The organism is Polynucleobacter sp. HIN7, assembly GCF_030297595.1.
In the GTDB taxonomy this organism is placed as follows: Bacteria; Pseudomonadota; Gammaproteobacteria; order Burkholderiales; family Burkholderiaceae; genus Polynucleobacter.
Genome location: NZ_AP028138.1, coordinates 653,640 through 676,641 on the forward strand (window position 1 = coordinate 653,640; position 23,002 = coordinate 676,641).

Genomic DNA, 23,002 nt, shown 5'->3' on the forward strand with positions numbered 1-23,002 from the left:
CAACTCAATAAAAGGGCTGCCTTGGCAGCCCTTTGTTTTTGTAAGTCCGCATGACCATTTCATCGACACCGTGTTACCACTGCGGTAGTGATACCAAGGCAGCAGATGCCTTGCATGCTGATTTAGGTGGGATCCAGCGCCCATTTTGCTGTGCTGGATGCATGGCAGTTGCGCAAACTATCTATGGGGAAGGGCTTGAAAGTTTTTATCAGCGCCAAATACCCGCTGGCGAGCGACCCGACTATTTAGTCAATGGCAATGAACTTCCTGAAGCGCTCGAAGTCTATAACGATCCGACCCTGCAGGCGCGCTTTGTGAAGATTCTGGCTTCCGGCTTAGCTGAGTCGATTCTGTCGCTCGAAAAAATCCGTTGCGCGGCATGTGTTTGGCTTTGCGATCGTCATCTGCAACGTGTTTTAGGTATTGATGATGTCCAAATTAATTACGTCACCCTAAAAGCCATTGTGCGCTTTGATCCTCAGAAAATTACCTTACCAAAAATATTGTATGAGGTGCAGCGCATTGGGTATCTAGCCTGGCCTTATGAGCCCTCAGAGTTGGCTCTCCGTAGTAAGCGCGAGCGCAGAAATCTATTATTCCGTTTGGGGGTTGCTCTATTGGGCATGATGCAGGTCATGATGTATGCCTGGCCGATTTATACCGACTCGGTTGACCTATCTCCAGAAAACAATCTTTTACTCAACTGGACCAGTTGGCTATTAACCGTCCCTGTTGTTCTCTATTCTGCCGCCCCAATCTTTGGCTCCGCATGGCGGAGTGTGCGTTCATTTACGCAAACGCGATCTTTGGGCATGGATGTACCCATTGCCCTGGCACTGGGGATGGCATTTACTGTAGGCACTGTCAACTTATTAGTAGGAGATGGATCGAGTTATTTTGATTCGATCACGATGTTTGTGGCCTTTACCCTCGGGGCGCGTTATATCGAATTGATTGCTAGGCAGGATGCTCAAAGTGGCTCGGAGGCATTGGCTAAACAGCTTCCGGCTAGCTGTGAACGCTACCTTGATTACCCAAAGAATACTGCGGTTGAGCGCATACCCGTTGTGCGTTGCCTTGTCGGCGATCGAGTTCGGGTGGGTCCTGGTGAGATTATCCCGGCAGATGGCGTACTGATGGATTCATATACCAGTGTGAGTGAAGCATTATTAACTGGTGAATCAAGACCAGTACAGAAGTCTCCTGGTGATCGCTTATTTGCTGGCACGCATAATATTCAAAATAGTATTGCGCTGGAAATTACGGCGGTGGGACAAACCACTCGCTTGGCTGGCATTGCAATCCTATTGGATCGTGCTCTTCAAGCAAAGCCACCTATGTTGGGATTGGCTGAAGTGTGGGCCGGTCGATTTGTGATTCTTCTCATCATTGCAGCGATCATCAGTAGTGCCACCTGGTTATTAGTAGATCCTAGTCGAGCATGGCCCGTGATGCTCGGTGTGTTAGTGGCAAGTTGTCCATGCGCATTATCGTTAGCGATACCCACAGCACTGGCCGCTGCTCAGGGTGCGCTAACCAAGATTGGTTTATTTGTAATTCATGGTCGCGCCCTTGAAGGTTTGAGTAAAGCAAATACCTTGGTGATGGATAAAACTGGCACTCTAACGATCGGCGAGCCTCGTTTACAAAGCATCACTGTATTTCGAGATGGTATGAGTGAGCAAGATGTATTAGCGCTAGCGGTCGGTATGGAGGAGGGTCAAAATCATCCCTTGGGTCTAGCGCTTGGTGATGCACTTCGAGAGCGTGAGCTTGCGCCACAGCGTTTTTTGACTCGAAGTGAAAACCACTTAGGCAAAGGGCTATCCAATGGTAACTACCGTCTTGGTAAGGCCAGCTGGGTGGGTGTGCAGGGGTCAGCGATTCCATTCGATGCACTCTATAGTCATGTCTACTTAAGCGATGATCAGGGACTCATCGCCCAATTTAGCTTCTTAGATCGCCCCAGAGAGGGTGTTGAGGCTTTATTGCAATATGCACGCGCTCATGGGATTGCAGTTCACTTATTGTCGGGTGATACCCAGGCTACTGTCGAGGCCTGGGCACGCCATCACGGAATTACGCAGTATCGTGGTGGTGCCAGCCCCGAAGAAAAATATGAGTTTATTCGTGATCTACAGGCAAATGGTGCCAAGGTGTGTGCGATTGGTGATGGGGTGAATGATGCACCGTTCTTGGCAAAGGCCGATGTATCCATCGCAATGGGAAGTGGCGCCCCTTTAGCCGCGGCTGGTGCGGATGCTGTATTGGTAAGCCCTAATTTTGTGACCTTGGTGAAGGCATTTACCTTGGCACATCGCACCCAAAGAATCATTCGCCAAAACCTTCTATGGGCATTCCTATACAACGTGACGATTATTCCGGTGGCGATGATGGCTTGGATTAATCCTTGGGTTGCTGGGATTGGGATGGCATCTTCATCGCTTTTAGTAACCCTCAATGCATGGCGTTTACGTAAGGTCTAGATTAGACTGCTTGCATGGAAAGTTTGTATCTTTTGATCCCCTTATCGCTGCTCCTAGTGGCTGGTCTTGCTTACCTACTGTATTGGTCGATTCAGGGCGGTCAGTTTGATGATCTGCAAGGCCCCGGTGAGTCGATCTTGCTAGATGATGACAGCCCGCAGCGTAAAGACCCCCCTAATATTTGATCTACATCAAAATACCGAAATTACGCTAACTCGATAATTTCCCAAGGCTTTTAGCCCAGTCATTTTGCTCAGGGAGGTTGTATGGCGTTAGCCATCAGTGGGTCGCAAGACGCGAACTTTAACTATAAGGTTGTCAGCCAATTTGCCATCGTTACGGTGTTATGGGGCATTGTTGGGATGTTTGTGGGGGTAGTTCTGGCAGCCCAGTTGATTTGGCCAGAAATCACAATGAATATTCCGTGGTTAAGCTACGGTCGCTTACGACCCTTGCATACCAATGCGGTGATTTTTGCCTTTGGGGGCAGTGCTTTATTTGCAACCTCGTATTACATTGTCCAGCGCACCTGTCAGGTCCGCCTTTTTAGCGACAAACTGGCTGCATTTACCTTCTGGGGTTGGCAGCTCGTGATTGTGGCAGCCGCTATTACTTTGCCGCTTGGCATTACCACCTCAAAAGAGTATGCCGAATTAGAGTGGCCCATCGATATTCTGATTACGATTGTTTGGGTTGCTTATGCCATTGTGTTTTTTGGCACCATCATGAAGCGCAAGACCAAGCATATTTATGTATCGAACTGGTTCTTTGGTGCTTATATTCTGACAATTGCTATTTTGCATATTGTGAACAATATTGAGATGCCAGCGAGTCTATGGAAGTCATACTCGGCATACTCTGGTGCACAAGACGCCATGATTCAATGGTGGTATGGTCATAATGCAGTTGGCTTTTTCTTGACTACCAGCTTCTTAGGCATGATGTATTACTTCATTCCTAAGCAGGCCGATCGCCCAATTTATTCCTATCGTTTATCGATTGTGCATTTCTGGGCTCTTAACTTCACATATATGTGGGCAGGACCCCATCATCTGCAGTACACATCATTACCGGATTGGACTCAATCGCTGGGGATGGTGTTCTCATTAATTCTGTTGGCACCTTCGTGGGGCGGCATGATCAACGGCATCATGACCCTGTCGGGAGCTTGGTACAAGCTACGGAGTGACCCCATCCTGAAATTCCTAATCGTGGCGCTGTCGTTCTACGGTATGTCAACTTTTGAGGGTTCGATGATGTCGATTAAGACCGTCAATGGCTTGTCACACTACACCGACTGGACCATTGGCCACGTTCATTCTGGCGCTCTAGGCTGGGTTGCCATGATCACAATCGGCTCTTTGTACTACCTCATTCCTCGTTTGGTAGGTAAGAAGGAGATGTATAGCACCCGCCTCATTGAATTGCATTTCTGGATTGCCACCATTGGTGTCGTTCTTTATATCGCCGCAATGTGGATTGCTGGAGTGATGCAGGGCTTGATGTGGAGAGCTTTTGAGGCCGATGGCACATTGACCTATAGCTTTGTAGAGTCGGTGAAAGCCAGTTATCCCTTCTATGTGATTCGACTCTTAGGTGGTATCTGCTACTTGGGGGGTATGTTCTTGATGGCGTACAACGTATTCAAGACCTTGTATGGCGAGCGTTTTGTGGATGCACCGATCCCATCAAATGTTCAAGTTGCTCATTAATTGGGAGGAAAAATGTCAGATCAAAATAAATTTTTCTCTCACGCTACTCTCGAAAAGAACGTCGGTTGGCTCATCATCACGACTATTTTGGTTGTGAGTGTGGCTGGCTTGGTACAGATTGTGCCGCTCTTTTTCCAGCACTCAACCACCGAGCCAAGCCCTGGAATCAAGCCGTTTACAGCATTGCAATTGGCTGGACGTGATATTTACCAGCGCGAGGGTTGTGTTGGCTGTCACTCACAGCAGATTCGTACATTACGTTCAGAGACCGAGCGGTATGGTCCGTATTCAGTTGCTGGAGAGTCTGTCTTTGATCACCCATTCTTATGGGGAAGTAAACGAACTGGTCCTGATCTTGCTCGTGTAGGTGGACGCTATTCAGATGACTGGCAACGTATCCATTTACGCAATCCTCGTGATGTCGTCCCGGAATCCAATATGCCGGCTTACCCGTATTTGCAAAATGCGCCAGCGGATGTATCGAGTATTCAAAAACACATGCATGCATTAAAGCGTTTAGGGGTTCCATATACCGATGAAGAAATTGCGAATGCCCCCAAAGAGCTTGAAGGCAAAACGGAAGAGGATGCCTTAGTTGCCTATTTACAGGGCCTGGGCATTAATCGTCGCGCCACTACTAAAACTGCCAGCCAATAAAGGAGATCAGCATGCAAGCATTTACCGCTTATCTATCGGCAATATCGAGCACCTTTGGCTTATTTGTGTTTTTAGGAATTGTTTGGTGGGCTTGGTCTACGCATCGCGAGGCTGCCAATGAGGAGTCAGCAAATTTACCATTTGCACTTCCGGATGAGTTTCAGAAGGATCAATCATGAGTGATTTTTTTAGTCCCGGTTGGAGTATTTTTATTGCGATCGTAACGATCGTCGGCATTATTTGGTGCTTGTGGCTATTGATGTCGCAACGTAAAACCAAAGTACCAACCGATTCTTCGGGCAATGTAACCGATACGGGCCATGTTTGGGATGATGACTTGCGTGAATTGAACAATCCGCTGCCACGTTGGTGGATGTGGATGTTCATTATCTCGTGCATCTTCGGAGGTATTTATCTGGTTCTTTACCCTGGTTTAGGTACCTATCAAGGTATCTTGGGATATAGCACTCAAGCGGAGCATGATCAATCCGTACAGACCGCAAATAAAGATCTGCAACCGGTTTATGCGAAATACATGCAAATGAGCATTGAGCAGGTTGCGACTGATCCTAAAGCCAAAGAAATGGGACAGCGCTTATTTTTGAACTATTGCGCACAATGTCATGGATCAGATGCTGGAGGATCTAAGGGATTTCCTAATCTGCATGACAAAGATTATTTATATGGTGGCGAACCAGAGATGATTCGGGCATCGATTGTGCAGGGACGGGCAGGTGTTATGCCCGCCTTTGGCCACCTAAGCTCTGCCCAAATTGGCGAGGTGGTGGCTTATATTCGTAGCCTCTCCAACTTACCCGCCGATGATCTTCGTGTTGCTCAGGGTGAAGCTGTTTATAAAACCAACTGCGCGGCTTGTCATGGAGCAGACGGAAAAGGAAATATTGTTCTGGGCGCACCTAACTTAACCGATAAAGTTTGGCTCTACGGCAGTTCCGAGAAGGCGATTACCGAAACAGTGCAAAAAGGTCGTAATGGTGTCATGCCGGGTCATGACGCAATCCTAACCCCAGAAAAGATTCAGATTCTGACGGCTTACGTTTGGGGTTTGTCGCATCAGCCAATGAGCACAAAGAAGTAAAGCCATGAATCAAACTTCATCGACACAGACTGCTGGCCACAGCAAGCCTGTGATCGAGATCGTGGAGCAGTCGCTTTACGAAGTTCGTAAACATATTTATCCGCGCTCGGTTAGCGGACCTTTTGCAAGTTGGCGCATCGTATTTGTGGTGCTGACCCAGTTGTTGTACTACGGACTGCCATGGCTCAGTTGGAACGACCGTCAAGCTGTTTTATTTGATTTAGTGCAGCGTAAGTTTTACATCTTTGGCTTGGTGTTGTGGCCGCAGGATGTGATCTATCTTACGCTTCTCCTGATTTTGTCGGCGCTTAGTCTTTTTCTATTTACTGCAGTCGCAGGCCGTTTATTTTGTGGCTACGCTTGTCCACAAACGGTCTATACCGAAATTTTCATGTGGATAGAGCGCAAAGTGGAGGGCGATCGTTTTTCTCGCATTCGCTTGGATGGAGAAGAGTGGCCTTGGAGTTTTAAAAAGTGGCGACTGAAGATTACTAAGCATGCCTTATGGATTGCAATCGCTCTGTGGACTGGATTTACTTTTATTGGATATTTCACTCCCATTAAAGAACTAAGCGCTAATATCTTGGCTTTTTCTTTGGGGCCATGGCAAACCTTTTGGTTGCTCTTTTATAGTTTTGCAACATGGGGCAACGCAGGCTTTATGCGCGAGCAGGTTTGTAAATATATGTGCCCGTATGCCCGTTTTCAAAGTGTGATGGTCGACAAAGACACCTTTGTGGTGACCTATGACAAGATGCGCGGCGAGCCTCGCGGTAGTCGCAATAAATCAGAAAACCAAGTCCAAAAGGGCTTAGGGGATTGCGTCGATTGCAGTATCTGTGTGCAGGTATGCCCCACAGGGATTGATATTCGTGACGGTTTGCAATACATGTGTATTGGCTGTGGGGCCTGCATCGATGCTTGCAATCAAGTGATGGACAAGATGAACTATCCCAAGGGATTAGTGCGCTATACCACTGAGCGAGCCATGCTCAATCGAGAGTCGAATCAATTGGCGCGTAGCCATTTATTTCGCCCGCGCATCTTGATTTACACCTCAATTATTTTGGTATTAACCTCGGTCTTCTTGTTTTCGCTCTTCACACGAAATCCCTTGCGAGTCGATGTAATGCGTGATCGCGGTGCTTTGGCTCGCGAAGTGGATGGTCGCTATATTGAGAATGTCTATCGGGTCCAACTGATGAACTCTTCCGAGTCGCCAATGCAGGTCGATATCAAAGCAACCGGTTTGCCAGATATTGCAGTATTGGACGCTAGCGGCAAGGTCCTTCATAGCGTAGTGATTGCGCCAGCTAGTAATTTATTGATTCCGGTGAAGGCAAGCGTGGCGATCAATGAAGTGCTATCCGGATCGCATCCGATCCAGTTCCAGTTTCGTGGTCAAGAGGGCGAACAGATTCGCTTGCGTGATGAAAAATCAAGCTTTATCGTGCCACGCCAATAAAGGGAGTTCATTATGAAAGCAGAATCACAAATTTCAAAACCATGGTGGAAACAGCTCTGGCCTTGGTTATTAATTCTGGGCCCAGCCTTGGCAGCGATTGGTTGCGCTATTACCATTTATTTGGCATTTACTGTGCATGCCGATGAACCCGTGCGAGATGGTATTAAGCGGGGTCTGAAGGTCGAGCAGGTGCAACCGTGAAACTCAAGACAGCCATTTGGATTCTTTGGCCTTCCTTTTTAGCAGCCATTATTGCTGAAGGTTTGGTATTCAGTTTATTTAGGCCCGAAGACTTGCTCCTGTTTGGGCAACCCCATTATTTATCGAACGAGGCAATATACTCAATTGGTTTTTTTGCCTTTTGGACGATTTGCGCGATTTCAAGCGCCATCTCATTATTTATCGTACGCGACTGCTTCTTAAACTCGAAGTCAGTGGAAGATGACCTGCTTAACTGAGTCGTATAGGTGATGAGCAGTTGGTTTTCTCATTCACGTTCGGAACTCCAGCGAGTTGATAGAGCCCTTCAATGTCAATCAATTTAACGTGGCGTTGCTTAATTTGTAATAAGCCTGACTCTGTAAATCGTGACAACATCCGACTTACCGTCTCAATCTGAATTCCAAGATAGCTGCCAATGTCCTCACGACTCATCTTTAAATCAAATTCAGTAAATTCATATCCGCGAGCGGCATATCGTTGGGATAAGTTAATTAAAAAACCTGCGAGTCGTTCTTCGGCTCTGAGAGTTCCCAATGACAATAAATGACGTTGATCCTGAGTTAGTTCACGACTTAAGATGCGATGGAATTGATGCTGCAAACTGGGAATTTGTGATGCTAAGTTTTCAAATTCGGAGAAGCGAATGATGCAAACCTCGCTCTCCTCGAGTGCAATCGCATTAGCTTGGTATTGGTGCTCGCCAATGCCGTCTAAACCCAAAATCTCACCAGGCATATGAAAACCGATGATTTGTGCGCGACCATCCGGTAATGAGTGCTCTGTTTTTAGGGTACCAAAACGAACGCTGTATATGGAATTGAGCGGCTCGCCGTGTCGGTACAGGGTATCGCCTTTGTGGAGATGGACTCGATCTTTGACGAGAGTATCAACCTGGCTTACCTCATTGGCAGAAAGACCAAGCGGCAGGCAAAATTGCCCCAAGACACAAGTAGAGCATTTATTCAGAATTTCTTTACTGGAAGAAATATTCATGATGATGCATATTCTAGTCGAGAGTCCAAAAAAGTTCTATTTCACGCCCCATGCTCAGTAGCACATTATTTATCGGAATTCTCCTAGCAACAATGGCCAGTAGTTGGCATTGTGCCTTGATGTGTGGGGGGATTGCAGCTTCGATTGATCAATCGGTGGCAAAAATTAAGGTTTACCCCAATCGGTCAAGAGTCGTTTGGGATCAAATAGTGGTTCATTTGGCGAGGATTGCCAGTTACATAACTTTGGGGGCGGGAGCTGCCTGGCTGGGGGTTGCTTTTTGGCAGCAGGAGGTGATTCCAATTCAACGAGCTTTATTTGGAATTACTGCAGGGATTCTCCTCTATCAAGCCTATCGCTTGATTCATCCAAGTGGTAAGAAAATCACCCATCTTTTTGGGCAAAAAATTGCACAAGCCTTATCGCAATGGTGGGCAAAACACTTTGCAAAATCTCGCACAGGACTGGCGCGTTGGATCACGGGAATGCTTTGGGGATTAGTGCCGTGTAGTTTGGTTTATGGGGTCCTGGCCCTCGCATTTTTGTCGGGCGATCCAATTGTGGGCGCATTACTGATGCTGGCAATGGGATTGGGTACCTTGCCTAGCCTATTAGTTTTTACCAAGGTCAGCGGTGCCTTGATGCAGTTCGGACAGAAGGTCTGGGTACGATACCTTGCCGCACTCTTATTGATAGCAACTGCTGTATATGGTTTTTATCGTGGCATGACCGTGCCAGCAGAGTTATTAAAGGGTGGCTTTTGTTTGACCTAGAGTGCTTTGATTGCCAAACCAATTGCAACGAGTCCTGAGAATCCAGCAAAAATGAGATGAGTCCATTGGCTACTGATTCTAGGAGCAATTAGGCGACCAGCCATCATTCCAAGAATGGCACCGATTGCGAACGGTATGGCCACCAACCAGTTCATAGTCCCAGCCAGCCCCGAGCCCGCAACACCTCCCAGTGAAATCAGAGACAGAACACCCAAAGAGGTGGCAACGATTGACTGCATGGGTAGATCACTAATCCGTTTAAGTGCGGGGACAATCACAAAGCCGCCCCCAACGCCTAAAAGCCCTGATAAAAATCCAGCTAAGGCGCCAGAGCCAATCAGGGCGCGTGCGCAAGGGACGGTCCAAATTAAGCGACCGATCGATAAGTCGAGCGAGCAGGGTACTGCTTTGGGCTCTTTATATACCCCCTTTGATTGTTGGTAGGCCTCTACAAAAATTCGGATTGCAACGTAGAGGAGGACCAAAGAAAAAATCAGCATTAAGGGTTGATTGGGAATCTGGTGTGCCAACCAAAGTCCTGCGGGTGATAGTAGCAAGCCTGCAAAGGCCAACAGTATGGCAGCGCGGTAACGTAATAACCCAGTTCGTAAAGCCATGATGGCGCCTAGCGCAGAAGATACAGTGACTGCAAGTAGCCCAATGGGGCTCGCCTCCACCATGGGTAAATGGAGCGTAAAGACCAGCAAAGGAACCGATAAGATGCCGCCGCCGGCACCCGTTAGCGCCATGATGAGGCCAACGAATATGCCAAGCCCCGCAGGAATAAGGTGAGGTTGTAAAAGACCGATTAAATCCATCAAGATAGTATCAATGACTTGCTATTAGTTAAATCATAATATATTATATATTTATATATATTGTAATTCACCTTGAATAAGGAGTAAAGCATGCAAAAGCCAATCGTCAAAGCCTTTTTTGATCAAGGAACATGGACCTTTACCTACGTCGTTTATGAAAAACCCAACACGCCGTGTGTGGTGATTGATACAGTCCTCAACTATGACCCTAAATCGGGTCGTACCAAGACCAAGTCTGCAGATGAGGTGATTGCTTTTGTCAAAGAGCAGGGCCTTACAGTCGATTGGATTTTGGAGACCCATGCGCACGCAGATCACCTGAGTGCTGCACCTTATATTCAAAAGCATCTTGGGGGAAAGATCGCCATTGGCTCGCATATTCAGGATGTGCAAAAAGTATTTAAAGGAATATTCAATCTTGAGAGTGACTTTCTAACCAATGGCTCCCAATTTGATTACTTGATCGAAGAGGGCCAGGATTTGCATGCGGGTAACTTAACCATCCACCCCTTATTTGTTCCCGGACATACACCAGCATGCATGGCTTACGTGATTGGCGACGCCATTTTTGTTGGCGATACGATCTTCATGCCCGATGTTGGGACTGCACGTTGTGATTTCCCGGGTGGCAACGCTAATACGCTTTACCAGTCGATGCAAAAGATTTTGTCCTACCCAGATGACACGCGTTTATTCATGTGTCATGACTATCCCCCCACCGGTCGTCCGATTGCCTATGAAACTACCGTGGGTGAAGAGAAGCGGAAAAATATTCATGTGCATCAGGGGGTCACAGAAGCTCAGTTTGTGGAAATGCGTAATCAGCGTGACAAGACCTTGGAGATGCCAGTTTTGATCTTGCCTTCGATTCAGGTCAATATTCGTGCCGGTCATCCACCGCCTGCTGAGACGAATGGCAAGACTTATCTCAAAATCCCCTTCAATGTTCTCTAATTGGCGACTGAGTGGCTATGAATATCAATTTAAAGAAAATGCGCCAATCGGCTGATAAAGCAGTTGACTTAATGAAGGTTTTGGGAAATCGAGATCGAATGATGTTGTTGTGCGAAATTAACCAAGGGGAAAAATGCGTGGGCGAGTTGGAAGATTCCTTGGATATTCATCAGCCAACCCTCTCACAACAACTAACGGTATTGCGTAAGAAAAAGCTGGTGAAAACCCGTCGCGAGGGTAAGCAGATTTATTATTCCGGCGCCAATCCTGTGGCGATGTCAGTGATGAACTTGCTTTACCAAAATTACTGTAAATAACCAATTGATTTAAAAGGAGGTTTATGATGCAATGTAACGTCGGTCATACAGATCGGGTCCTGCGAATTTCTGCGGGAAGTTTATTAATTCTTTTATCTTTGAGTGGAGTGATTGGAGCATGGGGATGGATCGGGGTTGTGCCATTGGCAACCGGCATCTTTCGTTTCTGTCCAGCGTATCCGCTCTTAGGGATGAATACCGCCAAGAAAAAGTAGCGAATTAATTATGGGCAGTTTCAAGGAAGACTTCAAAGATACCGTTGTTGCGCTTCTTGAAACCGCTCAAGACCAGTATCGAGATTTCGTCAGTTTCGTTAAAGAAACATGGCCTCTGCTTGTTCTATTGGCCGCTATCTTAATTGGCCTCATTGCCTACTGGAATCCACCTCCACCGCGCCATATCATCATGGCCTCCGGTATTCAAGGGGGATCATATGAACAATTAGCCGCGAAGTATGTGGAGTTCTTTGCAAAAAAAGGCGTGACTATTGAGCTGGTGCGCACCGAAGGTTCTCAAGAAAATATTAATCGTCTTTCCGATCGCAAAGACCCAGTCCAAGCAGCTTTCGTTCAAGGTGGATCTTTGCATGCTAAACAAGTTCCTGGTGTTGAGTCCCTTGGAAGTGTTGACTACGAGCCGATTTGGGTCTTCTATAGAGGACCATTTCTAAAAAATGGTGCTCTAGATCTTGATCGACTCGCAAAGGCTCGGGTAGCCATTGGCCCCGAGGGTAGTGGTACCCATGTTCAAGCAACGAAAATCTTTGGTGCCGGGCAAGTGATACGCATGCCAACCTTCCTGTCCTTAGAAAACGAACAGGCAGTAAGCGCCTTACAAAAGGGTGAGATTGATATGGTGGTGATGGTCGATGGCTTGCGTGCAAAAAATGTACAAACTCTGTTAAATGATCCGAATATAAATATTCTCAACTTTGTTCGCGCCGCAGCTTACACCAAAAATATTCATTACCTAGAAGAACTTGAGGTACCCATGGGCGCTTTTAATATTGCGCGCAATTTCCCGCCCAGTGATACCAAAATGATTTCCACGGTCACTAATTTATTAATTGATGATCGGATGCACCCAGCGATTCAGTTTCTCTTTCTGATGGCAGCCCAAGAGATCAATGGTAAAGAATCATTTTTTGCCAAGCGTGGCGAGTTCCCAGCCCTTATGAACTCGGAGTTTCCGGAAAGTCCCATTGCACAACAGTTTCATCAGCGCGGTTTACCCGTCTTAATGGATTTTTTACCATTTTGGGTGGCTGAGTTTATCCATCGGATGTTCTTTACATTGTTACCATTCTTTGCGATTGCCTACCCCGTAGTGCTTTCATTACCTAGCTATCGTCTAAGGCGTGTGCGAGCAAAACTCAATCGTATTTATGGCGAGCTAAAGTTTTTTGAGAACGATCTGTTAATTAGCTACGATCCCAGCAAGATGCCTGAGTATTTGGAGACCTTAGCGGACATGGAGCGACGTGCCTTGGCATTAAAAGTTCCCAAGAGCGCTGCAAGTGATTTTTATACTTTAAGAAGCAGTATCGATTATGTGCGCAACGCGCTCAATCGGGGCGATCATCAAATTCTGGGTCGCGAGAGTTCCATTTGATTTGGGATGTCATCATTATTGGTGGCGGAGCCGCCGGTCTCTTTTGTGCTGGAATTGCTGGACAGCGTGGTAAAAAAGTTCTGGTACTGGATCATGCTCCAGTATTGGGGGAGAAGATTCGTATCAGTGGTGGCGGGCGGTGTAATTTCACAAATCTGAACTCAGCCCCTGAGCATTTTTTATCCCTCAATCCCCATTTTGTAAAAAGCCCCCTGGCGCGGTATTCATCAAAGGACTTCATTAATCTCGTGCGTGAGTACCGCATTCCGTTTCATGAGAAACATCGTGGCCAACTATTCTGTGATGATTCTGCAAAAGACATTATTCAGATGCTGTTGGCTGAGTGTCATAAGGGTGGTGTCACTATTCAACATCCAGTATCTGTTACCCAAATTATCAAATCGCAATCGAACTGGACTTTAGAAACAACAGATGGAATCAAACAGGCTACTCATTTAATTATTGCGACCGGAGGATTGCCAGTACCAGCGATTGGCGCGAGTGATTTTGCTCTGCGAATTGCCAAGCAGTTTGAAATCCCAACTACTTCGGTGCGTCCTGCATTGGTACCACTCGCATTCACCTCAGACGAGTTTTCAGTATTCACCAGCTTGGCTGGGATCAGCTTGGAAGCTAGCGTCCAGGCGGGAGAGCGTAACCACGGTTACGGAACCTATCGATTTGATGAAGATCTTTTGATAACCCATAAAGGGCTCTCGGGACCCGCTATTTTGCAAGCCAGTAGCTATTGGCATGAGGGCGAAGCGATCCACATCAATTGGCTAGGAAAGACCGATTTTGATGCGATCTTTTCTGAGGCGCACCAGAAAACAGTTGATGCCGCTCTCGCAGAGGTATTGCCGCAACGCGTTGCACAATTGTTGACCGAACAGCTCAATCTCGCAAAACGTAATTGGGCGGAGGTATCTAAGAAAGATCGAGAAGCCTTGCGTACCCATTTAACGAAGGCCCAAATGAAGCCTGCAGGTACCCTGGGATGGAAAAAAGCGGAGGTCATGTTGGGCGGGGTCGATACCAAAGCATTGGATGGCAAGACCATGATGGCTAAACAACATCAGAATCTCTACTTCATCGGCGAGTGTGTGGATGTCACCGGACATCTTGGAGGGCATAATTTCCAGTGGGCTTGGTCGTCGGCGTTTGTTTGTGCAAATGCACTGGCTGGCTAGAATTCAATTTCAATAAATTACATGGGGAGTGTTGATGGGCTTACTAATTGATCGTGTCGATCACCTCGTACTGACGGTGACTGATATTGAGAAAACTACGCAGTTTTATGAAAAGGCACTCGGTTTTGAGCGAGAGTTCTTTAAAGGACCCGAAGGACAGCCACGGTATGCCTTGTTGTTTGGGCAATACAAGATCAATCTGCAAGATAAAAATACCGAAACCCCGACCAAGGCAAAAGCGCCAACGATTGGGGCTGGCGATTTTTGCTTGATCTCCAAAGTTCCACTGGATGACTTCATTGCTCACCTACAAAAGGTTGGCGTAACCATCGATACAGGTCCGGTACAGCGCCGGGGAGCTTTGGGGCCGATTCGGTCGGTCTATTTCAGGGATCCAGATGGAAACCTGGTTGAAGTCGCCGAATACATCTAGATTTCACCTGTACGACCCTCAAAAGCCCCAAATCGGGGCTTTTTTCTATTTTATTAACTAATTGATTTTAAAGGGTATTTTTATCGTTATTCCCATATAAAGGCATATTGACACCCAAATATGTATATTTTTATTGACAAAGATATATGTAAATTTAGAATTACACTTAAGAAAAGTAGGTTATTAAGATTTTGTGGCAGAGGGTGTCATAAAACCCGCGTGCGGGTGGAGCACGAGAAGTAGGGTGTCTTTCAAAGGGAGAAAACTATGTCAGACCCAAACAAGGTATGGCCCACCGGCTTAACGGAGGCTGAATCTGAAGAGTTACACCGTAATCTGATTCAAGGCACGCAGTTTTTTGGCATGATCGCAGCTCTTGCCCATTTGCTTGCGTACATTTATTCGCCTTGGCTGAAATAAGGAGAAAAAAATGATTTACGGAAAAATGTGGTGTGTCGTAAAACCATCCGTCGGGATCCCATTATTCTTGGGTGCCTGCGCAGTTGGTTCGTTTGCTGTTCATACAATGATCCTCAACAATACAACGTGGGTTAAAGCATTTTTGAATGGCAATGCTGATAAAGTAGCTAGCGCTTCAGCATCGGCAGCAGCAGCACCTGCAGCACCTGCAGTGAAGAAGTAAAGTACTTTAATTTTTCACTAGTCCGAGGTCGGCGGGCCTCGGACTTTTTGCATTTTGATAGTGGGTCTTGACGCCGGTTGATCCTGATGGTGAGATAGCTATACATGAAACGCTTGAGCGAGAAACTAGTGCAATCCTGGACCAGCCTCGGTCCTAAGTTTCTGCCATTTGCAGACGCCGCAACCCCCGATTTGCCCCTCTCGCGACTTCTGCGACTCTCCTTATTTCAAGTTTCGGTTGGCATGGCCTTGGTCTTATTGATTGGCACACTCAATCGCGTGATGATCGTTGAGCTTGGGGTACCCGCCTCTTTAGTGGCGATGATGGTTTCTTTGCCACTAGTGTTTGCACCATTTCGTGCTTTGATTGGTTTTCGTTCTGACACCCATCGCTCTGAGCTAGGGTGGCGACGCGTTCCCTATATTTGGATGGGAACACTTGTGCAGTTTGGTGGTCTTGCCATCATGCCATTTGCCTTACTGGTTCTATCTGGCGGCGGTCAGTCGGCAGATGCCCCAGCTTGGATTGGACAGGCCTCTGCTGCGCTGGCATTCTTGTTAGTGGGTGCTGGGATTCACATTACCCAGACCGTTGGATTGGCGTTGGCGACCGACTTAGCGCCACAAGAATCGCAACCCAAAGTGGTTGGACTCATGTATGTGATGTTGCTCCTCGGAATGATTGTGAGCGCTTTTGTATTTGCAGCAGTCTTAGAGGATTTTTCACCGGGTCGTCTGATTCAGGTGATTCAAGGCTGCGCAATCACCACGATGATTTTGAATGTAATTGCCCTGTGGAAGCAGGAGACCCGCGATCGAAATCGACGCTTCAAGAATCCCGATCAGCCAACGTTTAAGCAATCCTGGGAACTCTTTTGTAAAGGCGATCATGCGATTCGTCGTTTAACCGCGGTTGGTTTGGGAACCATGGCGTTCACTATGGAGGACGTTCTGTTAGAGCCCTATGGTGGCGAGATTCTGAAACTCAGCGTTAGTTCAACGACGTTCTTGACTGCAACCTTAGCAATGGGAGGCTTAATCGGGTTTGGACTGGCATCGCGTGTGCTCAGTCGAGGGGCAGATCCATTTCGGATGGCTAGTATGGGCGCGCTACTTGGCTTACCCGCTTTTGTGGCGGTTATTCTTGCGGCCCCTTTAGCCTCTGCATCATTATTTAGCTTCGGGGTCTTCCTGATTGGGTTTGGAGGCGGCTTATTTGGTCATGGCACATTAACAGCCACCATGAATCTTGCGCCGCCGGAGCAACGCGGATTGGCTCTAGGTGCCTGGGGTGCTGTGCAGGCCACGGGGGCAGGGATTGCAATGGCCCTTGGCGGAGTAATTCGTGATCTTGTTAATTACTTTGCGATGAACGGTTACTTTGGTGCTACTCTCGTTGACCCAAGCACGGGATACATTGCTGTGTATGCCATTGAGATCGCGCTTTTAATAGTAACGATTGTTGCGATGGCCCCATTAATGAGGCAACGGGGAATGCCGCAACCCTTGCAAACGAGTTCAGGCGGCATGGGTCGTAGTTCTTAATCAAGGAGAAAGCGATGGAAGCAGGTTACGTTGTTGCAATTTTGATTGTTGCGATTGGCGCCATGGTCACCATTCGGAATATGAATCGCCGCAAGTAAGTATTACTTAGGAATCGCCTTTGCGTTTTTTACCCAAAAACGATTCTACGATGATCGAGCAAAATACCGCTCCCAGAAGGGCGGTAGTCACGGCCATGATCGGACCACTAATTTGCATACCAAAATCGTAGCCAAATTTCAGGCCGATACCCACTGCAATCAGGTAAGGGATCAAAAAGAGGTAGTTGCGAAGCTTCTTCATAGGCACCATCTTAGCCGGGAAATTCTGCTCAGCAATTTTGATGGGCTTGGATCATAATGACTTTTCAATCGGAGAGTTCATCATGGCGATCAAACGGTTTGCTATTTCCCTATTTTCAATTTTCTCGATCGTCTTTGGATTAGGAGCATTCGCTGCTGATACCGGACCAAGTGAGTCCGCCCCATCTTGGCAAGCGGAAGCCCAAAAAGAGATTAAGGCGAATCAATACGATGCTGCCATCAAAACATTACTGGCAGCCAATCAGCCCAACTCGGCGGATTGGAACAATTTGCTCGGTTATGCGCAACGCAAAAAGACCCCGCCGGATTTAGCTGCTGCGGAGCGTTACTATCAGGCGGCCCTGAAGATTGATCCAAAACATCGTGGCGCCCTGGAGTACTACGGTGAGTTATTTTTAATGAAAAATGATTTAGCTGGAGCCGAACAGATGCTTGCCCGACTCAATAAGGCCTGCTTCTTGCCGTGCGAGGAGTATCGCGAGCTAAAAGATGAAATTGCTAAGTACAGGGCTCAAAAAGGCATAAAGTAGGCCTCAGCTAAAAATCGGGGCCCGGGTCTCAATATCTGAGAAAATAGAGTTTTGATTAATGAGTTTAAAGACCCGCCACCATGCCAGCAGGGAGAACCACGCTTTCAGAGTATTTAAGCCAGCAATCGGCTCAGCACCCATCACTCCACCCTGATCTTGGTTCGCTTGTATTAGAAATTGCCAAAGCTGTTCAAGAAATCGCTTTATTAACCTCCCAAGGAGCGCTTGCTGGCGTATTGGGCAGTTTAGAGAGTCAAAATGTTCAGGGCGAGACCCAAAAGAAATTAGACGTTCTCTCCGATGAGATTTTGATTCAGACCTTTCGATCCGGCAATCTCGTGGCTGGAATTGCATCTGAAGAGAATGATGAGCCACTGAGTAATCCCAAGGGTGGATCCTTCCTATGCTTATTTGATCCACTTGATGGTTCATCGAATATTGACGTTAACGTCTCGGTCGGAACCATCTTTTCAATATTATCTGCAACCCCGAACGCCACGCTGACAGTGGGCGATTACCTGCGAACGGGTCGCCAGCAGATTGCAGCAGGGTATGCAATCTATGGACCGGCAACCATGTTGGTCTTTAGTTTGGGGCACGGTACACATGGCTTTACTTTTGATGCAGCATCTGGCGAATTCATATTGACGCACCCAGGGATTCAAGTCCCTGCCGATACCAGTGAATTTGCCATCAACGCCAGCAATGAGCGCTTCTGGGAGCCGCCTGTGAGTCGCTATATCAGCGAATGCAAGCAAGGTAAAACCAGTGTGCGAGGACGTGACTTTAATATGCGTTGGATTGCGAGTATGGTGGCGGATGTTCACCGAATCTTGATGCGCGGTGGAGTCTTTATGTATCCCAAAGACACAAAGGATCCGAGTAAACCAGGGCGCTTGCGTCTGATGTATGAAGCGAACCCGATGACATTTGTGGTGGAGCAGGCCGGCGGCTTGGGTTCCACTGGACGTCAACGTATCTTGGATGTTCAACCGGAGAGTATTCATCAACGAATCCCCGTCATTTTGGGATCTAAAAATGAAGTAGAGCGTATTGAGGACTATCACCGCGAACATGATCGTGCGTAACACTAATAACAAGCATGGATATGAGTACAACATCACTTAATCGTCGCGAACTGGCCAACGCCATTCGCTTTTTGGCCATCGATGCCGTTGAAAAATCGAAGTCGGGTCATCCTGGCGCACCGATGGGCATGGCCGACATTGCTGAGGTCTTATGGCGCGATCATCTCCACCATAATCCTGCCGATCCAGCATGGATTAATCGGGATCGATTTGTCCTTTCCAATGGCCATGGATCAATGCTGATCTATGCTTTATTGCATCTCACCGGCTATGCCGTCAGCATTGACGATATTCAGAAGTTCCGACAGTTGCATAGCATCACCGCCGGACACCCCGAAGTTGGTATTACGCCCGGAGTCGAAACCACTACTGGCCCCCTTGGTCAGGGGCTTGCGAATGCGGTGGGCATGGCCTTAGCAGAATCACTTCTTGCAAAGCGCTTTAACCGCCCCGGCCACTCCATCATTCATCACCACACTTATACCTTCTTGGGAGATGGTTGCCTCATGGAGGGCGTGAGCCATGAGGCCTGCTCACTGGCAGGCGTCTGGGGCTTAAATAAACTCATTTGCTTTTATGACGACAACGGCATCTCAATTGACGGGCATGTCGACGGTTGGTTTCGGGACGATACTGCCAAGCGTTTTGAGGCCTATGGCTGGAATGTAATTGGTCCCATTGATGGTCACGATAGCAATGCAATCTCACAAGCCATTCAGAAAGCAAAGAATGAATCCAAGCGCCCAAGCTTGATTATTTGCAAGACCACGATTGGTTGGGGAGCTCCAAATATGGCGGGCACCCATGATGTGCACGGCGCACCTTTGGGTGAGAAAGAAGCCCAAGCAACCCGTCAAGCACTTGGGTGGACCCACGCACCGTTTGTAATTCCGGCATCGATTAAAGATGCATGGAGTGCGATCGTGGCAGGTAAGGCCAAACAGGCTGCTTGGGATGCGGCGTTTGCCAACTATCAACGTGAGTACCCTGAGCTCGCCAAAGAGTTACTGCGTCGTATTGATGAAAAATTCCCTGAGGGTTGGGCCAATACCAAGTCCCAACTCTTTACGAGCATGAAAGCGATCGAAGCGCCGACAGCGAGTCGCAAGTCATCGCAACAGGTTTTGGAGGTTTTGGTCCCAGCTCTACCTGAGCTATTAGGTGGTTCTGCTGATCTCACCGGTTCCAACTTAACTGCTGTGAAAGCCAGCATCACCTGGCATCAAAAGCCTGAACAAGTAGCAAACTACCTATCCTATGGCGTGCGTGAATTCGGTATGAGTGCCATCATGAATGGCATTGCCTTGCATAAAGGCTTCATTCCTTATGGCGGCACCTTCGCAGTGTTCTCGGATTACGCCCGTAATGCCATGCGTATGAGTGCTCTGATGCACCAGCGTGTCATTTATGTGCTCACGCACGACTCGATTGGTCTGGGTGAGGATGGGCCAACCCACCAACCGATTGAACATGCAGCCAGCTTGCGATTGATCCCAAACCTCGACCTCTGGCGCCCTTGCGACGGATTTGAAACTGCCGTCGCTTGGACTGCAGCGATTGAGCGTACCGATGGACCCAGCGCACTCTTTTTATCTCGCCAAAATTTACCCCAGCTTACCCAGGCGATCACGGAAACCCAGGTATTAAAGGGTGCTTATGTCTTATCAGACTCTCCTAATCCTGAGGCAGTTCTGATCGCAACCGGCTCCGAGGTAAGTCTAGCGATACAAGCCCAAGCACTCTTACGTACCAAAGGTAAGTCGGTACGCGTGGTATCCATGCCATGCACCTCAGCCTTTGATCGTCAGTCTCGCGAGTGGCAAGACGCGGTCTTACTCAAGGGCGTTCGCCGGATCGCGATTGAAGCTGGGCAGGGCGATCTATGGTGGAAATACGTTGGTTTAGATGGCGCTGTGATTGGCATTAATCGGTTCGGAGAATCGGCGCCTGCACCAGCGGTTTATCAAGCCTTAGGTGTTACCGTTGACCGTATTGTTGAACTTGTTTTGTCCTAGAGGAAAAAATGGCATTAATTTCATTAAGACAGCTTTTAGATCACGCGGCTGAGCATCATTACGGACTGCCAGCATTCAATGTCAATAACATGGAGCAGATCCATGCCATCATGCAGGCCGCTGATCAGGTCGATAGCCCTGTGATTTTGCAGGCTTCAGCAGGCGCGCGTAAATATGCTGGTGAGCCATTCCTGCGGATGCTAGTACTCGCAGCGGTTGAGCAGTACCCTCATATTCCAATTTGCATGCATCAGGATCACGGTGCCTCCCCGGCAGTCTGCCAGGCATCGATCCGTAGCGGCTTTTCTAGTGTGATGATGGATGGCTCACTAAAAGAAGACGCCAAGACCCCGGCTGACTTTGCCTATAACGTGGATGTGACCCGCCGAGTGGTCGATATGGCACATGCCGTGGGCGTCTCAGTGGAAGGCGAGTTGGGTTGCTTAGGTTCATTAGAAACTGGACAAGCGGGTGATGAGGATGGCAGTGGGGCAGAGGGCGTACTCGATCATTCTCAGCTACTCACTGATCCAGACGAGGCAGCCGAGTTTGTTGCCAAGACGCAAGTGGATGCCCTAGCCATTGCGATTGGCACCAGTCATGGTGCGTATAAGTTCACCAGACCACCCACTGGCGATATTTTGGCAATCGACCGTATTAAGGCCATCAATCAGCGGATTCCGAATACGCATTTAGTGATGCATGGATCATCGAGCGTGCCGCAAGAGTGGTTGGCGATTATTCGTGAACATGGCGGCACTATTAAAGAGACCTATGGTGTGCCAGTAGAAGAGATCGTTGAAGGAATTAAGCACGGCGTGCGCAAAATTAATATCGACACCGATATTCGTTTGGCCATGACTGGAGCAATCCGCAAGTTTTTCTCAGAACACCCAGAAGAATTTGATCCTCGCGCTTTTCTCAAGGTTGCTACAGCAGCCGCTAAGGGAATTTGCGAGGCGCGCTTCAAATCCTTTGGGTGCGCTGGCCAAGCGAGCAAGATTAAAGTGATTCCCTTGGAAAAGATGGCAGCGCGCTACGCCAAGGGAGAGTTAAAAGCTGTTGTGCAGTAATGATTGAGCAAAAGGAATAAAGAGGAAAACATGACGATCCGAGTTGCAATTAATGGATATGGCCGGATTGGCCGGATGGTATTGCGCGCTCTCTACGAAGAGGCGATGTTGCAGAATAAAAAACGTGATATCCAAATCGTCGCCATTAATGCGATGGGCGATATTGATATCAACGCACATCTCACCCAATATGACTCCGCCCACGGTCGTTTTCCGGGAACAGTAAGCGTTGACGGTGATTACATGGTGGTCAATGGCGATCGGATTCGGATGTACTCAACCCGCAATCCCCTTGAAACTCCATGGGGCAAAGAGGGCGTTGATTTGGTACTCGAGTGTTCTGGTAAGTTCACCTCCAAAGAAAAAGCGATGGTCCATATTCAGCAGGGAGCCAAGAAGGTATTAATCTCGGCCCCCGGTGAAAAGGATGTCGATGCCACAATCGTATATGGCGTCAATGAGAAGGTCTTAAAACCCACCGATGTCGTGGTATCTAATGCAAGCTGCACCACCAATTGCTTGGCACCACTAGTCAAGCCCTTACTTGAGAAGATTGGGATTGAGTCTGGCCTCATGACCACGATTCATGCGTTTACGAATGATCAAGTACTCACTGATGTGTATCACAAGGATAAGCGTCGGGCACGCTCAGCTGTGAGCAGTATGATTCCCACCAAAACCGGTGCTGCAAAAGCGGTTGGTTTAGTGCTGCCAGAGCTTGCAGGGCGCTTTGACGGTTTTGCGATGCGCGTACCTACCATTAATGTCTCGGTCGTTGACCTCACCTTTATTGCCAAGCGTCCCACCTCGGTGGATGAAGTTCATCAAATACTGAAGGCTGCGAGTGAGCATGAGCTCAAAGGCATTTTGGGGTTTAATACCTTACCTCTGGTATCCATCGACTTTAATCATGATCCCCGACCCAGTATTTATGATGCTTCACAAACGCGGGTCTCGAGCGATGGCAAGTTGGTCAAGGTCTTGGCGTGGTACGACAACGAATGGGGCTACTCTGTGCAAATGCTCAATGCGGCAGAAGCGCTGATGGCGGTGTAAGGC

General features: G+C 48.0%; 26 protein-coding genes. 23 read left to right on the plus strand and 3 right to left on the minus strand.

Annotated features, from left to right (window positions below; genetic code table 11):
• Nucleotides 1-50: 50 nt before the first annotated feature.
• From QUE64_RS03385 to QUE64_RS03420, 8 genes are all read left to right on the plus strand, one after another.
• On the plus strand, nucleotides 51-2,486 hold the full coding sequence (locus tag QUE64_RS03385) for a heavy metal translocating P-type ATPase (RefSeq protein ID WP_286225919.1): 2,436 nt from the start codon (nucleotides 51-53) through the stop codon (nucleotides 2,484-2,486).
• Nucleotides 2,487-2,500: 14 nt separating this feature from the next.
• Complete coding sequence (ccoS, locus tag QUE64_RS03390; protein WP_108508150.1) at nucleotides 2,501-2,671, plus strand: cbb3-type cytochrome oxidase assembly protein CcoS; 171 nt, start codon at nucleotides 2,501-2,503, stop codon at nucleotides 2,669-2,671.
• An 81-nt stretch (nucleotides 2,672-2,752) separates the two neighbouring features.
• Entirely contained in the window at nucleotides 2,753-4,198 is a 1,446-nt protein-coding gene (gene ccoN / locus QUE64_RS03395) for a cytochrome-c oxidase, cbb3-type subunit I (protein WP_286224415.1), read from the plus strand.
• A gap of 12 nt (nucleotides 4,199-4,210) precedes the next feature.
• Nucleotides 4,211-4,855 carry a cytochrome-c oxidase, cbb3-type subunit II gene (gene ccoO / locus QUE64_RS03400; protein WP_286224416.1) on the plus strand — a complete coding sequence of 215 codons (645 nt, stop codon included), beginning with the start codon at nucleotides 4,211-4,213 and terminating at the stop codon, nucleotides 4,853-4,855.
• Between the two features lie 11 nt (nucleotides 4,856-4,866).
• A complete protein-coding gene (locus tag QUE64_RS03405; protein WP_286225920.1) occupies nucleotides 4,867-5,034 on the plus strand; it encodes a cbb3-type cytochrome oxidase subunit 3 in 168 nt (55 codons plus the stop codon).
• Complete coding sequence (gene ccoP / locus QUE64_RS03410) at nucleotides 5,031-5,954, plus strand: cytochrome-c oxidase, cbb3-type subunit III (protein WP_286225921.1); 924 nt, start codon at nucleotides 5,031-5,033, stop codon at nucleotides 5,952-5,954. The genes QUE64_RS03405 and ccoP overlap by 4 nt, the downstream gene beginning before the upstream one ends.
• A 4-nt stretch (nucleotides 5,955-5,958) precedes the next feature.
• On the plus strand, nucleotides 5,959-7,419 hold the full coding sequence (ccoG, locus tag QUE64_RS03415; RefSeq protein WP_286225923.1) for a cytochrome c oxidase accessory protein CcoG: 1,461 nt from the start codon (nucleotides 5,959-5,961) through the stop codon (nucleotides 7,417-7,419).
• Nucleotides 7,420-7,431: 12 nt separating this feature from the next.
• Entirely contained in the window at nucleotides 7,432-7,620 is a 189-nt protein-coding gene (locus QUE64_RS03420) for a hypothetical protein (RefSeq protein WP_286224420.1), read from the plus strand.
• Between the two features lie 249 nt (nucleotides 7,621-7,869).
• Here QUE64_RS03420 and QUE64_RS03425 read toward each other — a convergent pair whose 3' ends face one another.
• Complete coding sequence (locus QUE64_RS03425; RefSeq protein ID WP_286225924.1) at nucleotides 7,870-8,634, minus strand: cyclic nucleotide-binding domain-containing protein; 765 nt, start codon at nucleotides 8,632-8,634, stop codon at nucleotides 7,870-7,872.
• 50 nt (nucleotides 8,635-8,684) lie between these two features.
• Here QUE64_RS03425 and QUE64_RS03430 point away from each other — a divergent pair, with 50 nt between their 5' ends.
• Nucleotides 8,685-9,407 carry a sulfite exporter TauE/SafE family protein gene (locus tag QUE64_RS03430; protein ID WP_286225925.1) on the plus strand — a complete coding sequence of 241 codons (723 nt, stop codon included), beginning with the start codon at nucleotides 8,685-8,687 and terminating at the stop codon, nucleotides 9,405-9,407.
• On the opposite strand, the gene QUE64_RS03435 is transcribed toward QUE64_RS03430, so the two are convergent.
• The gene (locus QUE64_RS03435) at nucleotides 9,404-10,225 is read right to left on the minus strand and encodes a sulfite exporter TauE/SafE family protein (RefSeq protein ID WP_286225927.1); all 822 of its coding nucleotides are present in this window, start codon (nucleotides 10,223-10,225) and stop codon (nucleotides 9,404-9,406) included. The two genes, QUE64_RS03430 and QUE64_RS03435, sit on opposite strands and share 4 nt — an antisense overlap.
• Nucleotides 10,226-10,315: 90 nt before the next feature.
• Between QUE64_RS03435 and QUE64_RS03440 the strand changes: the two genes are divergently transcribed.
• The 9 genes from QUE64_RS03440 to QUE64_RS03480 all read left to right on the plus strand — a co-directional run bounded on the left by QUE64_RS03440 (nucleotide 10,316) and on the right by QUE64_RS03480 (nucleotide 16,917).
• On the plus strand, nucleotides 10,316-11,179 hold the full coding sequence (locus QUE64_RS03440) for an MBL fold metallo-hydrolase (RefSeq protein ID WP_286225928.1): 864 nt from the start codon (nucleotides 10,316-10,318) through the stop codon (nucleotides 11,177-11,179).
• 17 nt (nucleotides 11,180-11,196) lie between these two features.
• Nucleotides 11,197-11,496: an ArsR/SmtB family transcription factor gene (locus QUE64_RS03445; protein WP_286224425.1), complete on the plus strand. Its 300-nt coding sequence runs from the start codon at nucleotides 11,197-11,199 to the stop codon at nucleotides 11,494-11,496.
• 26 nt (nucleotides 11,497-11,522) lie between these two features.
• Nucleotides 11,523-11,711: a YgaP family membrane protein gene (locus QUE64_RS03450; protein WP_286226157.1), complete on the plus strand. Its 189-nt coding sequence runs from the start codon at nucleotides 11,523-11,525 to the stop codon at nucleotides 11,709-11,711.
• Nucleotides 11,712-11,721: 10 nt separating this feature from the next.
• Nucleotides 11,722-13,107 carry a TAXI family TRAP transporter solute-binding subunit gene (locus QUE64_RS03455; protein ID WP_286225929.1) on the plus strand — a complete coding sequence of 462 codons (1,386 nt, stop codon included), beginning with the start codon at nucleotides 11,722-11,724 and terminating at the stop codon, nucleotides 13,105-13,107.
• Nucleotides 13,104-14,297: a BaiN/RdsA family NAD(P)/FAD-dependent oxidoreductase gene (locus tag QUE64_RS03460; protein WP_286225931.1), complete on the plus strand. Its 1,194-nt coding sequence runs from the start codon at nucleotides 13,104-13,106 to the stop codon at nucleotides 14,295-14,297. The genes QUE64_RS03455 and QUE64_RS03460 overlap by 4 nt, the downstream gene beginning before the upstream one ends.
• Before the next feature lie 34 nt (nucleotides 14,298-14,331).
• Nucleotides 14,332-14,730, plus strand: coding sequence for a VOC family protein (locus QUE64_RS03465; RefSeq protein ID WP_286225933.1), 399 nt, complete (start codon nucleotides 14,332-14,334; stop codon nucleotides 14,728-14,730).
• Between the two features lie 267 nt (nucleotides 14,731-14,997).
• Complete coding sequence (pufB, locus tag QUE64_RS03470) at nucleotides 14,998-15,150, plus strand: light-harvesting antenna LH1, beta subunit (RefSeq protein ID WP_108508170.1); 153 nt, start codon at nucleotides 14,998-15,000, stop codon at nucleotides 15,148-15,150.
• A 10-nt stretch (nucleotides 15,151-15,160) separates the two neighbouring features.
• Nucleotides 15,161-15,373, plus strand: a complete 213-nt coding sequence (locus tag QUE64_RS03475) for a light-harvesting protein (protein WP_108508171.1) — start codon at nucleotides 15,161-15,163, stop codon at nucleotides 15,371-15,373.
• A 104-nt stretch (nucleotides 15,374-15,477) separates the two neighbouring features.
• On the plus strand, nucleotides 15,478-16,917 hold the full coding sequence (locus QUE64_RS03480; RefSeq protein WP_286225934.1) for a PucC family protein: 1,440 nt from the start codon (nucleotides 15,478-15,480) through the stop codon (nucleotides 16,915-16,917).
• Nucleotides 16,918-17,022: 105 nt separating this feature from the next.
• On the opposite strand, the gene QUE64_RS03485 is transcribed toward QUE64_RS03480, so the two are convergent.
• Entirely contained in the window at nucleotides 17,023-17,217 is a 195-nt protein-coding gene (locus QUE64_RS03485) for a hypothetical protein (RefSeq protein ID WP_286224433.1), read from the minus strand.
• A gap of 82 nt (nucleotides 17,218-17,299) precedes the next feature.
• On the opposite strand from QUE64_RS03485, the gene QUE64_RS03490 reads away from it, so the two are divergent.
• The 5 genes from QUE64_RS03490 (at nucleotide 17,300) to gap (ending at nucleotide 22,999) form a co-directional block, all read left to right on the plus strand.
• Nucleotides 17,300-17,767 (plus strand): tetratricopeptide repeat protein, encoded by a 468-nt coding sequence (locus QUE64_RS03490; RefSeq protein ID WP_286225935.1) that lies wholly within the window; start codon nucleotides 17,300-17,302, stop codon nucleotides 17,765-17,767.
• 80 nt (nucleotides 17,768-17,847) lie between these two features.
• Nucleotides 17,848-18,855 (plus strand): class 1 fructose-bisphosphatase, encoded by a 1,008-nt coding sequence (locus QUE64_RS03495; protein ID WP_286225936.1) that lies wholly within the window; start codon nucleotides 17,848-17,850, stop codon nucleotides 18,853-18,855.
• Nucleotides 18,856-18,875: 20 nt separating this feature from the next.
• The gene (tkt, locus tag QUE64_RS03500; RefSeq protein ID WP_286225937.1) at nucleotides 18,876-20,870 is read left to right on the plus strand and encodes a transketolase; all 1,995 of its coding nucleotides are present in this window, start codon (nucleotides 18,876-18,878) and stop codon (nucleotides 20,868-20,870) included.
• An 8-nt stretch (nucleotides 20,871-20,878) separates the two neighbouring features.
• Nucleotides 20,879-21,943 carry a class II fructose-bisphosphate aldolase gene (fba, locus tag QUE64_RS03505; protein WP_286225938.1) on the plus strand — a complete coding sequence of 355 codons (1,065 nt, stop codon included), beginning with the start codon at nucleotides 20,879-20,881 and terminating at the stop codon, nucleotides 21,941-21,943.
• 30 nt (nucleotides 21,944-21,973) lie between these two features.
• Entirely contained in the window at nucleotides 21,974-22,999 is a 1,026-nt protein-coding gene (gene gap, locus QUE64_RS03510; RefSeq protein ID WP_286224438.1) for a type I glyceraldehyde-3-phosphate dehydrogenase, read from the plus strand.
• Nucleotides 23,000-23,002: the final 3 nt, after the last annotated feature.